Source organism: Streptomyces sp. NPDC050121 (assembly GCF_044460385.1).
GTDB classification, from domain to species: domain Bacteria; phylum Actinomycetota; class Actinomycetes; order Streptomycetales; family Streptomycetaceae; genus Streptomyces; species Streptomyces soliscabiei.
Window position 1 is genome coordinate 48,313 of the sequence record NZ_JBITJV010000016.1, and the last position, 13,760, is coordinate 62,072.

A 13,760-nucleotide genomic window follows, 5' to 3' on the forward strand; every position below is an offset into this window, starting at 1 on the left:
GTCCGATTGGGTCGTCCGGAGCGGGCGGTGGACCCCGATGCCGGCCCTGTGCAACGGTTCGCCCACGAACTGCGTCTGCTGCGTCAGAAGGCCGGCAGCCCCTCCTACCGCGTGATGTCCCAGCGCACGGGCGTATCGCTGGCGACCTTGTCGCGGGCGGCCGGTGGCGAGCGGTTGCCGGTGGCGGCGGTGGTACGCGCCTACGCGCGGGCGTGCGACGCGGACCCGGACGAGTGGGAACTGCGCTGGCAGACCGCCGCCGGGGAGGAGGCGACGGCCCGCGATGCCGCGTACGCCGCCGTCGGCGACGCGACGTCTCCCTACCGTGGGCTGGCGCGCTTCGAGCCGGGCGACCGGGAGTTGTTCTTCGGGCGCGACCGCCTGGTGGCCGAGTTGCTGGACCTGGTGCGGGAGCACCGGTTCGCGGCCGTCTTCGGAGCCTCCGGCAGCGGCAAGTCCTCCCTGCTGCGCGCGGGGCTGATCCCGGCCGCCCAGCAGGCCGCGCAGCGCCTGGGGCGTCCGGCGGCGGTGCGGATCCTCACTCCGGGCGAGCGCCCGGCGGCCACGTACGCCCACCTGCTGGCGCCGCAGGACGGTGAACCGGACAGCTGGCTGATCGTCGACCAGTTCGAGGAGGTCTTCACCCTCTGCCGGGACCGGGCCGAGCGCACCCGCTTCATCGACCTGCTGCTCACGGCCAAGGACCCGGACTCCCGGCTGCGTACGGTGATCGCCATGCGCGCCGACTTCTACGGGCGGTGCGCCGAGCACCCGGAACTCGCCGACGCGTTGCGGCACTGTGGCCTTCTGGTCGGGCCGATGAGCCCGACCGAGCTGCGGGAGGCGGTCATCGGACCGGCCACGACGGCCGGACTGGTGGTCGAACGGGAGCTGACCTCCCGCATCGTCGAGGAGGTCGTCGACCAGCCCGGCGGACTCCCCATGCTCTCGCACGCGTTGCTGGAGACCTGGCGGCGCCGGCGCGGCCGCATCCTCACGCTTGCGGCGTACCAGATTGCGGGCGGCGTCCACGGCGCAATCGCCGCCACCGCGGAACGGTCGTTCGGCGCGCTGACGTCCGCTCAGGCGGCCACCGCGCGGCGGCTGCTCCTGTCGTTGATCGCCCCCGGCGAGGGTATTCCCGACACCCGCCGCTCGGTCGCCCGCGCGGAGCTGGAGGAGTGGTCCGACCCCGAACTCCCGTTGGTCGTCGAGCGGCTGGCCGCCGCCCGGCTGCTCGCGCTCGACGGCTGCACCGTGGAGCTCGGTCACGAGGCCCTCATCAGCCACTGGCCGCGGCTGAGCCGCTGGATCGAGGAGGACCGCGTCAGGCTGAGCGAACACCGCCGGCTGAGCGAGGCCGCCCGCGCCTGGCTGGAGCTCGGCCGCGATCCCGGAGCCCTGTACCGGGGTGTGCGCCTGGACAGCGCCGCGGAATTCTTCGCCCCCGGTGAGCGGCTGGCGTGCGACCCGCACGAGGACCTCACCAGCAATGAGCGTGCGTTCCTGACCGCGTCGCTCGACGCACGCGACGCCGAACGGTACGCCGCTGCCCGTACCAGGCGGCGGACCCAACGCCTGGCCGCCACGATCTCCGCGCTGCTCGCCCTCGCGCTCGCGATCGGCCTGGTCGCCTGGCAGCAGCACGGTATCGAGGTGCGGGACAACCAGGAGGCCGCCGCCCGGCGGGTCGCCGAGGTGGCCACCACCATGCGGAGCACGGACCCACGGACAGCCATGCTGCTGAGCCTGGCAGCCTGGCGGGTCGCTGCCCTGCCGGAGACACGTGCGGCGCTGCTGGGTGCCCTGACCGAGCCTGAGCAGGACGCCTTCACCGATCCTGTGCCGGACAGCGAAGCCACTCGCTTCCTTGTCAGGTCCGGCCGTGTCCTGCTGAGCGTCAGCGGCCGGACGTGGCGCACCTGGAGCACCGTCACCCACCGGGCGCTCGCCACCGGACGGCTCCCCGTGGGGACCTGGCAGGCCAGGGCGGCCAGCCCGGACAGCAGGGTGCTGGCGCTCGACGGAGGCTGGGGCGAGCGGTTGTGGGATGTGTCCTCGGACCGCTGGATCGAATCCGCCCCTTCACTGCCCGGGCAGCAGATCGCCACCTTCGGCGCCGACCCGCGGAGCTACCTGCTGAGCGAGACCGATCAGCCGCAGGTGCAGCTGCGCGCCGTGTCGGACGGCCAGTTGCTGTTCCAGGCCCGGACGGCCGGCGCCACGAACGTGTCCACCACGGCAGACGGCCGGCTGGTGGCAGTCTGCCCCGTCAACGGCCCCATCCGTGTCTGGGACACCGTCCGGCACCGCGACCTGACGGGGGACTGGACGAGCGCCGGCAAGAACCACTGCGCCGACAAGACCTCAGGGCTCGAGTTGGACGCCGGTGGCCACCGGCTCGCGGCGGTCTCCGATACCGGCGTGCGTGTATGGGACACCGCTTCGGGGCGGCAGGTCACCGACATCGCCTATCCGGGCGTCACCTTCACGGCCTTCAGCAAGAACGGAACCTTTCTGGCCATCTCCGGTTCCGGCATGGTCACGGTGTGGCGGCTCTCCCTCCCGGAGTCACCCGTCTTCGGTCACTCTCTGAACGGCCAACGGCTGTACGGCGGCCTCGCCTGGGATCCCGACCGGCCCGTGCTGCGGTACCTCGAAGGGGGCACGGTGCACACTCTCAGCATGGGGACTGCGGTCACCTCCGCCTGGCGGACCAGCCCGCTGAGTGACGCCCTGCTGAGCCCGGACGGCCGTACGCTCGCCACCGCGGAAGAGTCCCACGGCGGCTACGTCTTCCGGCTGCTGGACCCGGGCAACGGCCACCTGGTCCGCACGCTGCCCACCGCGCCGCTCCCCACCGCCCAGGACGGCGGCGGACCTGTGTCGGCCGGGTACGCCCTGCCGCTGATGGCCTTCAGCCCGGACGGCAGGCAACTCGCCTACGGCGTCTCCTCCCCCGGCCGGGTCGCCTCCGGGCAGTCGCTGACGCTCTGGGACGTCGCACCCGGCCGCATACACACCAAGCTCGACCTGGCGCCGTCCTCGCCCGCCGCGGGGGTGCAGAAGCTCACTCTCGGCCCAGGCGGGCGGACACTGGTGACCGTCCAGGGCCAAGCCGACGCTGAGCAGGGCGAGGTCTGGGACACCGCGATCCGCCGCAGGACCACAACGTTGGGCGACGTGGAGGCCACCGCCCTGGCTCTCCGGCCGGACGGCCGGCTGCTCGTCGTCGGTAACCGCCTCGCCCGCCTGCCCTCCGGGCCGCGCACGGTGCGGGCACTCAGCCAAGGGGAGGAGATCGAGGCAGTGGCCTTCAGCGCGGACGGCTCCCGGGTGGCGGTCGGCGACGCATCGGGACGCGTCGCCCTGTGGGACGGCAGCCTCAGCCACCGGCTCGGCGTCCTGCCCAGCACCTTCCCTGTCCCCTCGGCGAACGGGCCCCCGGAAGCCGTCAGCGCCTTGGCCTTCAGCCCGGACGGCGGCACCCTCGCCGTCGCCGGCGACTACGGCAGGCTCCAACTCTGGGACACCGCCAGTCAGCAACCGCTCGGCAACATCCTGTCCACCTCCGGCGAAGGCATCAGCTCTCTGGCCTTCACCCCGGACGGCGCTGCCCTCTACGCCACCAGCCCCCACGCTCCCGTCCAGCACTACCCCGTCAATCCCTCCGACGCGGCCGGGCTGATCTGCGCCCGCACGGACACGACGCTGTCCCCGGCCCGGTGGCGCACTTACATTCCCGACGCCCCCTACCGCAACGTGTGCCCCGGCAACGGTTGAGCGCGGACGGGAGGGCAGGGACCGGGCTCATGCCAGCTCACCAGTCCCATGTCGTCGTAGACGAAGATCACCAAGGACGCGGTCGCGCGCCGGTCCTGGCGAGGATGTGGCTGACGTTGGACTTGACGGTGGATTCGGAACGGACGCCCGTCTGCTGGTCGGCGGCGACCGCCTTGCCCGCATGCCCTCCGGGCCGGTCACGGCGCAGCAACTGAGCCTGGGCGAGGAGATCGACGCGGTCGCCTTCAGCGCCGACGGATCCCGGGCCGCGGTCGGTGACGCGTCAGGGCGTGTCGCCCTGTGGGACGGCACCTTCGGTCACCGGATCGGCGTCCTGCCCAGCCCCTTGGCCTCCGCCCAGATGCCGGGCCCCCACGACTGGTCAACGCCCTGGCCTTCAGCCCGGACGGCGGCACCCTCGCCGTCGCCGACGACGGCGGGACGCTCCAGCTCTGGGACACCGCCAGTCAGCAGCCCCTCGGCAGCGGCCTCACCACCCCAGGCGAGGCCATCGCCTCCCTCGCCTTCACCCCCAACGGCGCCACCCTCGAGGCCACCGGCCGGCACGCCCCGGTCCAGCGCTAACGCGTCGACCCAGCCTACGCGGCCGACCAGATCTGCGCCCGCACGGGAACCACGCTGTCGCCCGCCCAGTGGCACACCACATCCCCGAGGCCGGCTACCGCGCCTTGTGCCCGACGCACAGCGACTGAGCGCGCCTGGCTCCGACCCGGCGTCAGGCGCAGCAGTACCCTTCCGCGCTTTAAGTCCGCATGCTGCCGCGGCAGACATCGGTAACCGCGGAGCCACATACGGGAAACAATCCCCGACGTTGAATTCAGAGTTCTTCGGATAACCGCCCCGTAGCGTTCCTCCGGGCGAAGGGCGGTCGCACAATCCCTGCAAGAAAGAGTCAACTCCACCAGAGTCGACCAATTCCAAGGAAACACGGAGGCTCACCTGTGAGAAGATTCGCAAGGGCGCGGCGGCATGCCGTCTCGCTTCTCAGCGCTGCCGCCGCCCTGTCGACGACCCTCGGCCTTGGGCTGGTCCAGGCGCCCCAGGCACATGCCGACACCTGGGGGTGCGCCGGGCTGATACACAACGACTTCGCGTATTGCATCAACAGCGAGTCTGAATATGACCATCCGATCGGGAACCCGTGGAGACCGACGGACCCAGACCAGAAGTACATGGACCAGTCGATGATTGTCCGGCGCTGCCTGACCAGCGCTGACGCGAAATGCACCTCTGACCGCGGCCCCGACGACCAGATCATGCTGTGGGAGATCGACAAGATCACTTGGGTGAAGCCGCGGTACTCCGACTACTTCGACCAGAAGGAGGTGAGCACCACGGCTCCCAGCTTCGGCTGTACCAGCGGCTCCCGCAGCCTCAACGCCACCTTCACCGCCGGCCATGGAACCGAGTTCGAGTCCTTCGGGTTCCTGCCCGACCTGGGCGCCGAAAAGGAGCACCACCCGAACTTCCTGAGCAAGGCCTTCGGCACGAGCGTCGCCTTGCTGGGCGACATCACGTTCGGAGCCTCCACGCCCGACAAGTGGCAGCTCGGCGAAACGCACACCGTGAACGTCGACAGGGGCGACAAGGCGTGGCTGAACGTCACCCCGGGGTTCGTGAAACTTCAGGGAGAGGCCATCCTTCACATGCAGTACCGCTGGAACGACGTATTTCACCCCTGGCACCACGTGGACCTGAGAATCCCAGACGCGGAGTTCGTGGTGCCGCACACGGTGTACTACAACGGCGCGAAGATCCAGTCGGCGGTGAGTGCTTTCCGGTCTCAGATGATGAACAGGCGGGAATGGGCGACGTGGTGCCGCGGGCAGTCCCCGAACCCCTGGCACAACCTCAAGATCAAGACATACCCCAACACCAATGGCATCCGCGTCACGGACAAGGCCACCGGTTACGCCCACTGCTTCGGCATCGACCGCCGCAACCGGACGGCCTGGTTGGACACCAATGCGCGCGACAAATTCTGGGTCTTCCAGGGAGACGACGTGCAGGTGGACTGGTACAACACCGCCCTCTGCAGCTATGGCGGGACGCGGCCGAACCGTCCCACTTTCAGGCACACAGCGCCGCGCATCGACGGGCTCACCAACTGGTGGATCAGCTGAGCCGGCCACTGAGTCCATCGGACAGGTGACTGTCCGGAATCCTGGCCGGAAACGCCGCCGGGCCCAGGAGAATTGAAGCGGCAAAGGCACGCCCACGGATGACGGAGGCGTGCCTTTGCGTGCTCACCGGATCCGGCGGTCGTGGGCAGCGCTCGCGGCAGCCACGGCAGCACGTCACCCGCTGAGGGTGGTGCCGAGTTGCCGAGCCTGCTGCCGGGGGCCGGGAGGCCACGGCGAGCACCAGGGGCGCTTCCCGCGGAGTGCGTCACACCGGCCAAGACGACGCGCCACGAAGTACCGCAGGCCGCGCACAGCTGCTCGCACCGCCGGCCGCACCCCGGCCGAGCCACCCCACCGACTTCCGCCCGTATGGCTCCGCGTCAGCCGCAGGCCGGCGCGACGCCCGGGGCCGCAGGGCCGGACTGCGCCCACGATGCCGGGTTGTTTCAGCCCTTGACCTGGGATTGTGCAACAACCTCACCCCGGCGAGGGTCCGCTGTGGGCCCGGGTCACTTCCCCCCCACGGATGACGCGGGCGGGCAGCCTCCGGAAAGCCCGGCAGCACGCCCGCAACCGACCAGCCGATGTTCATCCGACGTCCGCCGAGGTTAGGAACGACATGACCATGCAGATCCTCCACCAGCCCGCGCCGGTCACCGCACGTACAGCGGGCAGGCCGTGGCATGAGGCCGCGCCGCTGGCGCCGGCCTGGGCTGTTCTCGGGATCTGGGCGCGGGGCTGCGCCGACTCCCCGCTGGCCGGCTCACTCATACGGCGCTTCGGCCCGGCCGCCCGGCTGCGGCTGAGCGGCGGGGGCCGCGCTGCGCTGCTGGTGCCCGCTCCGGATCGAACACAGGCCCTGCGGCTGGCCCATCAGGTCCGGGAGGATCTCGGCGACGGTGTGTGGATCTCGATGGCCTGGCGGCCGTACGAGGAGCTTTTCAGCGGCCTACGCGAGATCGAGGACGTCCTGGCGGTGGTGTGGGCGCTGAAGCGCCGACCCGGTCTCTACCAACTCGGTGACGTGGCCGTGGAGTGTGCCGTGGCGAGCAGCCCGGCGGTGTCCCAGTGCCTCACGGAGCTGATCGAGCCGGTCATCACCCGGCCGGAGCTCCTGGAAACGCTGGAGGCGCTGATAGCGGCGGACGGCAACCGGGCCCGGGCTGCCTCCGAACTCATCATCCACCGCAGCACCATCGACTACCGGCTGCAGCGGATCGAGCAGGTCACCGGCCACTCGCCGACCTCGGTACGCGGGATGCGGACGCTGTGTACGGCACTCGCGGCCCGTGCCCTGGTGCGTCTCAACGGTGTCCCGGCCGGTCACCGCGAGCCTCACCCCGCGCTCGGCAGCACGCTGCACGAGAACACCGGCAAGGAGGCACCGTAGCGCGCGCAGCAACCGGACACGACGGATCATCGACCGTCAGGACACCGTGCTCGCCAAGTCGCCTGTCGCCACCGACCAGACCCGGCAGTACTTCCGCAACGTCTTCATCCAGGGCCCGATCGACTTCACCTCGGAAACGCCACCGCGGTGTTCGACCAGGCCAACATCGAGATGACGACCTGGCCCGGCGGCACGATGCTGGCGCCCAACACGGAGCGGAGCAAAAAGTACGGGATCCTGGTCACCAACAGCACCATCTTTTCCAACGGCGCGCCGAACAACTCGATGTATCTCGGCCGACCCGTAAGCGTGCCCATAGAGGACCAGTCGATGCAGTCCAAATCGTTGATCATGCGCGGCACTATGCCGGAGAGCACTGGCACCGGCCCCTGCCCTATCTCCAAAGACTGCAGACAGACCCGGGCGCTATAGCGCTCATTCACAACGGTGCGAATGAGCGCTCCAGTTGGCACCGTTCGCACTGTACTGAGCTCAGAAGAGCCTTGCAGCGTGCAGGCCCTAATCCGGGTGCGACTAGGCAAAGGCCAGGGGCTCAGCGCGTGCCGCGGGTGTCGATCACCGTCAAGGCCCCCAGGCTCTCCACCTCTTGCATCAGCAGTCGAGACAGCTCAACTCGGCATCTCCGAACCTCCAGAAGACTGCGCTGCGCGTTCCCGAGGGCTGTGCGGAACTGCGGGCTGTGGGGATCTGTCTTGATCAGTCGCTGCACCAGCCTCGACGCCTCGTCCAGTACGTTCACGATGGCGCGCTGCCCCCTTCCGGATTCCATGGCCGCGTCCCGGGCGGCGTTCAGCTGCCGGTCAGGTAGCACGAGACTTCGCCACCCTTGGGCTGGCGGAGCTTCGTGCGACGGGGCGGGAACAGCGGGAGGAGCGCCAGACGGTGAGGCCGAAGGCGTCGGCGAGGCTACGGGGGAAGAATCGTCTGAGGCGGGAGAAGATTCCCCCCAATCGGGCAGCATTGTTGATGCAGCGAGGGGCACGCTCCCGATATCGGAAACGACCCGGATGCCAACGGTCAGAGCGTCATAGCAGGCGGTCTTCAAGGCGTCCCGAAACACGTTCTTGGCGAGCACGAAGTCGGCTAGATCAAGGGTTGCTCCGTCCGCCACATCCGCAATCGCCTGGTCCAAGTGGTCGTACCAGTCGGCCGCGCACCGGCGGATGAGCACGACTCGCTCCACGACGTTCGTGCGCCTCTCGTCATCTTGGGCCGTCCTGGACTCCTCAAGACTGATCTGTTTGTCCAGGAGCTTCATGCTGCGAGTGAAGTCTCGCTCCTCCCGCGCCTGCAGAAGCTCCCGGTTCTTCACGTGTATGGGCCCTAGGTAGGCCACGGCACCAGCGATCACCGCTCCACCCAAACCGCCCAGAAGGCCGTACAACGCCTCAGACATGGCGTCCCTCTCGCGCAACAGCGCACAGCGCTCCAGACCCGGCAATACGCCCGAACCGACCTTGCCAGTATGGCCCTGTGCGACGAAGTTGAACCGCAGCGAACCGAATCCGCATGACGGCCCGGCGCAACTGGGCCATCGGCCGCGGTGCACCGACTGGCAATCGTGCGTGATGGTGTCGAGAGCGTTGCGGAGATCGGCCCGTTGTGGCACGAGCTTCGTCAGGCTCCGCTCACGTCGCGTCCCCGCCGCCGAGCTGCGGGGACGCGACCGGCAGGTCCCGGTCGTCCAACGGCAGGCTGCACCGTCGGCCCCGCTGGACCGCGTCCGCTCCTCGCGGCGCAGCGCCCTCACCCGCTTGCGAAGCATCGCGGGCTCAGCCCGGTAAACGCCCGGTCCTGAAGACGGATCGTGTTCCAGAAAGGGCTGCGGTGTCGGGTCGCAGAGGGGCGGGTTGCGCGTCTCATGCTTGCCGGCACGCCAGAGGTGTCTGTTGCTGTGGCATGGTGCCGTGGGGGTGGTCATGGATCCAGGACAGGCCGCCCAGGTCGAGGCGTTGGCGGGTACGGGTGACGGCGACGTAGGCGAGGCGGGCTTCGGCGTCGTCGATGGGGTCGGGCGGCGTGGTGGTGCCTGTCTGCTCGTTTGCGCTGTTGTCTTTCTGGCGGGCGAAGTCATTCGCGATCAGCACGCGCTGCCATTCGCGTCCTTTGGCCTTGTGGACGGTGGAGATGGTGACCTGGGCCTGCGATTCGGGGACGAGTTGGGCGACGGCGGTGAGGATGGCGTCGGTGCCGTGGGCGTCGACGAGGTTGACCAGGGGCTGCAGGTCGCGTCCGGCGGGGTCGTTGGCGGCGTAGTCCTGCAGGTCGCCCCAGCAGGGGAAGAGCATCAGTTCGGGGTGGCGAGTGCGGCGGCCTTCTTTCAGGTCGCGGGCGGCCAGGGCCAGAGCGTGCAGGCTGTCTCCTCCACCGGTCAGAGCGACCTGCTGTCCGGCGGCCATGAGGGTCATGACCTGGGCCATGGCGCCGACGTTGGTGCGGCACAGTACGGCGTCCGGGTGGGTGACGAGGCCGAGTTCGGTGGGCACGGCGGGGGTTCCGGTGAGGCGGATGGGGGCGTCGGCCAGGTGCAGCCATCGGTTGGCTTCTGCCGCAAGGTCGGGGCCGAAGCGGAAGGACTGCGACAGGGCCAGCTGGGTGCCGTCAAAGCCGGTCATGATGTCTTTGGCGCCGCGCCAGTGGTAGATGGCCTGGGCGGAGTCGCCGACCATGACCAGCTGGGCGTGTTCGCGTTGGGCGAGGAAGATCTGTTCGACGACGGGGTTGGTGTCCTGAGCCTCGTCCAGGAGCAGGAAGTCGGCGTCGATGCGCGGCTGGGTGAGGGACCAGATCTTCAGGTAGTGGTCGTGGTCGAAGCGGACGGCGCCGTCGTCGGGGTGCTGCAGGTCCGCCCAGGCCTTGCGGGCGAAGGGCACGATGTGGGCGGCGAGTTGGGCGTGGAGGTCGGCGTCTTCCAGGCCGCGCAGGTAGGGCACGTGGTGGCGGGTGACCGCCTCGTCGGCGGTGTGGCAGAAGCGGGCCACGGTGCGCAGGGTGGCGTTGGAGAGAGCTCGTTGCGTCACCTCGCGGTCGCCGACGCGGACGGCTTTGGTGATGCCGAGGGCTTGTCCGGTCTGCCAGGCGGGGCGGCGTGGGGCGTTCAGGCGGCGGGTGTAGCGGTGGCCGACGGCGGCGTAGGCCAGGGCGTGGGCGGTCTTGCACTGGACGCTGCTGGGGAAGCGGGCGGTGGCGTCTTGGGCGATGGCGCGGTTGTAGGCGAGGTAGCGGCCGCGACGTGGGGTGCCGCGGGCGAGGAGCGCGAGCGTGGTGGTCTTCCCCGTGCCGGCGCCGGCTTGCAGAGCAAGGTGATTGCCGGCGTGGAAAGCGTCGGCTGCCGCACTTTGTTCGTCCGTCGGGTTCATGGTGTGGGCCTCTCGGGGAGCCGGGTGAGTGCGTGCCCGACAGCGGACAGCAGGTAGGCGGGGGTGGTGTGGGCCAGCAGTTGGCGCACCGCCCGGTCGACACGGTCGGTTTCCTGGTCGGCATGCTCGGCCAGGGCCCGGTGCAGGGCCAGTTCCAGGAAGCGCTCGGGGGTCTGCTGGGCGCGGCGGGCATCGGCTGCGAGGGCGGCGTGCGCCGAGGGCGGGAAGGCGACGTTGAACAGCACCTTGTGGTCGACGTCCGGGTAGTGCGTGGTGATCACGTCGATGGCAGCCGTGTGCCGAGCCGGTGGCGCAGTCGGCGGAGGGCGCGACGGGGGGTCTTGGCGGGCACGAGGGCGATGAGGCGGGTGGCGTCGTGGTTGGCGGCGAGCGGGAGGACGCGGGCGGCATGGTGCAGGGCTGCCGGGGAGAGGGGTTGGGTGAGGGTGATTTCCAGGGCGTGGTGCGGCATGGTCATCCCTACCGGCGTCGGCTGGCCGTGGGGTGCGGCAGGCGGGTGTGGACGTGGGTTGCGTGCCGGAGCGGGTCGAAGATCTGCCAGGTGGTCACGGCGAGGTCGGCGGCTGCGGTGAGGACGGCGTGGGCGGGGCAGCGCTGGATGCGCCAGCGGCGCTGTTCGGTGTGAGGCAGGAAGCTGAGGTCGTAGACGGCCATCAGGGTGTCGGTGAGGCGGATTGGGCGGCGGACTGTTCCGGTGGGCAGCAGTCTCCAGGTTCCGGCCGGACTGTCGGGGTGCAGGACGGGGTGGGGGCATCGCTGGCGGTGGCGGATCTGGGCGACGCAGCGGATGCATTCGAGGGGGCCTTCGGCGAGGTAGCGGCCCAGCAGCATGTTCACGACCGGGCGGGCCGGGTGGCCGGTGGCGGCGGGCTGCGTGCCGGGGGCGGGGGTGAGGCGGCCGGTGTCGATCAGGCGGCGGGTGCAGACGGCGAGTTGGCGGCGCAGCGCGTTGATGTGGGGGCTGGTCTGGCAGCTGGGGGTGAGGGCTGGGCAGAGCGCGGCGTGAGGGATTCGGCACCAGTCGCTGCCGTCGTCGTGGGGGTAGGCGATGCCGCTGCTCAGGTGCCAGCGGCAGGTCACTGGGACGCTCTGGACAGTGAGTTCGGTGGGGTGGAGGGCGATGGGTGGCTGGTTGGGGCGCGGGTAGAGGTCGAGGCGGTGGCCGCATCTGCGGCAGATGCGGCTTGGGCCGTGGCGCAGCAGGCGGGTGGGGCTGTGTGCGGCCACTTGGAGGCGACGGCGTGGGTGCAGGGGTCGTGGGCTGCCGTCCCAGTGACGGCCGGCGGGCGTGTGCTTGGGGTACATGGCGGCGACCGTGCCAGGTGGCACTGATGCTCGGGCCACGTGTCGGCTGTCTGTCCCCCCACTGGCCTCATGACGCCGAACACGTGAGCTGGCTAGTGGCCATGTGTTCTATAGCGGCTCACCGTTCGGGTGATTTTGCGGTGCCGTAATCGGTGGGAACAGCCGCAGCCTCAGGCGTCCTGCGCACCTGGCGGGGTGTGGTTGCCGCAGAGGGCGCCGAGCAGTTCCCCGATGGGGACGTCGAAGGCGTGCGCCAGGGCGTGCCAGGTCGTGACATTGCCGGCGCCGCGGCCGTGTTCGAGGTCGATGACGGTACGCCGGGCCAGGCCGCTGCGTTCGGCCAGTTCGTCGAAGGTCCAGCCGCGGTCGTTCCTCAAACGCGCCAGCGTTACTCGCAGGGCGATGAGGTCGGGATCGGGCTGCAAGATCGGCACCCCACCATCCGACGGTCCGACTCCCCGCCCTGTCAGTGCGAATTTCTGCACTTTCCGTTTGTGCGAGAGGGTGCCGTTTACGGTTCGAGGATCCGCACGACCGTGCCTCCGTCCCAGGTGCCTGCGAAGGAGTGCACCGGTCATGGCCGCACTCAACGACAGGAGGGCAACCAGCCGATGAGGCTTGCCGGTGGACACGTCGCGCTGCGGCGTATCTGGACGGTGGAACTGCGTTCACGGGCGGGCGGACCGAGCCTTGCCTGCACTCGCTGCACCGCGCACACTCCTCCCCTCCAGGCCGCGTCCGCGCGCTCTGCCGCCCTGGCACATCTGGCCTGCCATGCCAGCACCGACGTGCTGCCAGGGCATCTGCGGATCTGCCAGTGCCGGGAGGGAGGGTGCACGTGGCATCCGCGTCACCGCGGCTGCGCCGGCCCCGTCCTGCTCGCTCTCACCCGCGATCACAGCGGTCGCACCTGGCGGCTGGCCGATGCCTGCGCCGCCTGCGCAGCAGCGACCAGCCACACCGCCATCGTGCCGGACACGGTCCTTGGACCTCGCCGGCCAGCGCCTTCCGGCTGCTCGTCGGCCCCCGCACCTATCAGGCAGCAGCCGTCGGCATCCGATGATCGGCTGCGCGTACGGGAGATGCTCACCTACCTGGCCGCCGCACTCCCCCGGTTCACCTCTCCCGGCGCCCGGCTGCTCGCCCTGCAATGCGCGTTGCGCGCTGACGCCAGTGGGCGCCTGCGGGTGCCTCGCGGTCTGCTGCGGGGCATGCGGATGTACGGGCGCACGGAGCTGTGGCAGGAGTTGGCCCGAGCCCGCTGGCTCCACCTGCCCGACCTCAAGTCGGCGCCGGTGGAGGTGCAACTGCGTGATGTCACACTGGACCACGCACCCGGCCGCCGTACACGCTGCCACGCCGCCCACTGGGCCCTGCACCCTGCGCCATCGGCTTTGCTGGCCACCGCGCCGCCGGCGGTGCGACTGACCGCACTCGTGCTGGCCGCTCACACCTCCGCTCATGAGCAACACGGCGTCGACATGGACATCCTGGCCCGCCTGTGTGGACACTCCCCCCAGCAGACCGCGGACCTGCTCGACCAACTCGTGAGCGCCCGTGCCCTAAACGCCTGGCACCACAACCGGGAATCAGACGAAGTCTTCTGGAAACTGCCCCAACAGCAGGCACAGACCCGCCTGGTGGTCAGTCCGGGACGGCGCCAGGCGCCGCAGCCCTGGAACCCCGCTTGAACCAAAGACATCACTCAAAGCGACAGCAGACTCCGCTCGCCCGTAC

The 13,760-nt window shown here is 70.0% G+C and carries 10 protein-coding genes and 1 pseudogene; 5 read left to right on the forward strand and 6 right to left on the reverse strand.

Going from position 1 to position 13,760, the window contains the following annotated elements; all coding sequences use genetic code 11:
• Positions 1-27: 27 nt before the first annotated feature.
• The 4 genes from ACIBTS_RS24260 (at position 28) to ACIBTS_RS24275 (ending at position 7,317) form a co-directional block, all read left to right on the forward strand.
• Entirely contained in the window at positions 28-3,783 is a 3,756-nt protein-coding gene (locus tag ACIBTS_RS24260) for a helix-turn-helix domain-containing protein (RefSeq protein WP_399322057.1), read from the forward strand.
• Positions 3,784-4,083: 300 nt separating this feature from the next.
• A complete protein-coding gene (locus tag ACIBTS_RS24265) occupies positions 4,084-4,368 on the forward strand; it encodes a WD40 repeat domain-containing protein (protein ID WP_399322058.1) in 285 nt (94 codons plus the stop codon).
• 620 nt (positions 4,369-4,988) lie between these two features.
• Positions 4,989-5,927: a hypothetical protein gene (locus tag ACIBTS_RS24270; protein WP_399322060.1), complete on the forward strand. Its 939-nt coding sequence runs from the start codon at positions 4,989-4,991 to the stop codon at positions 5,925-5,927.
• Positions 5,928-6,546: 619 nt separating this feature from the next.
• Positions 6,547-7,317, forward strand: coding sequence for a PucR family transcriptional regulator (locus tag ACIBTS_RS24275; protein WP_399322061.1), 771 nt, complete (start codon positions 6,547-6,549; stop codon positions 7,315-7,317).
• A 125-nt stretch (positions 7,318-7,442) separates the two neighbouring features.
• Here ACIBTS_RS24275 and ACIBTS_RS24280 read toward each other — a convergent pair whose 3' ends face one another.
• From ACIBTS_RS24280 to ACIBTS_RS24305, 6 genes and pseudogenes are all read right to left on the reverse strand, one after another.
• Positions 7,443-7,670, reverse strand: coding sequence for a hypothetical protein (locus ACIBTS_RS24280; protein ID WP_399322063.1), 228 nt, complete (start codon positions 7,668-7,670; stop codon positions 7,443-7,445).
• Positions 7,671-7,870: 200 nt separating this feature from the next.
• Positions 7,871-8,734: a hypothetical protein gene (locus ACIBTS_RS24285; protein ID WP_399322064.1), complete on the reverse strand. Its 864-nt coding sequence runs from the start codon at positions 8,732-8,734 to the stop codon at positions 7,871-7,873.
• A gap of 463 nt (positions 8,735-9,197) precedes the next feature.
• Positions 9,198-10,697 carry a UvrD-helicase domain-containing protein gene (locus tag ACIBTS_RS24290; RefSeq protein WP_399322066.1) on the reverse strand — a complete coding sequence of 500 codons (1,500 nt, stop codon included), beginning with the start codon at positions 10,695-10,697 and terminating at the stop codon, positions 9,198-9,200.
• Positions 10,694-11,175 (reverse strand): annotated as a pseudogene (locus tag ACIBTS_RS24295) (hypothetical protein). The gene ACIBTS_RS24290 and the pseudogene ACIBTS_RS24295 overlap by 4 nt, the downstream one beginning before the upstream one ends.
• A gap of 2 nt (positions 11,176-11,177) precedes the next feature.
• Complete coding sequence (locus tag ACIBTS_RS24300; RefSeq protein ID WP_399322068.1) at positions 11,178-12,023, reverse strand: DUF6083 domain-containing protein; 846 nt, start codon at positions 12,021-12,023, stop codon at positions 11,178-11,180.
• Positions 12,024-12,193: 170 nt separating this feature from the next.
• The gene (locus ACIBTS_RS24305; RefSeq protein ID WP_399322070.1) at positions 12,194-12,457 is read right to left on the reverse strand and encodes a helix-turn-helix transcriptional regulator; all 264 of its coding nucleotides are present in this window, start codon (positions 12,455-12,457) and stop codon (positions 12,194-12,196) included.
• A gap of 648 nt (positions 12,458-13,105) precedes the next feature.
• Between ACIBTS_RS24305 and ACIBTS_RS24310 the strand changes: the two genes are divergently transcribed.
• Positions 13,106-13,714, forward strand: a complete 609-nt coding sequence (locus ACIBTS_RS24310) for a hypothetical protein (RefSeq protein ID WP_399322072.1) — start codon at positions 13,106-13,108, stop codon at positions 13,712-13,714.
• Positions 13,715-13,760 lie beyond the last annotated feature (46 nt).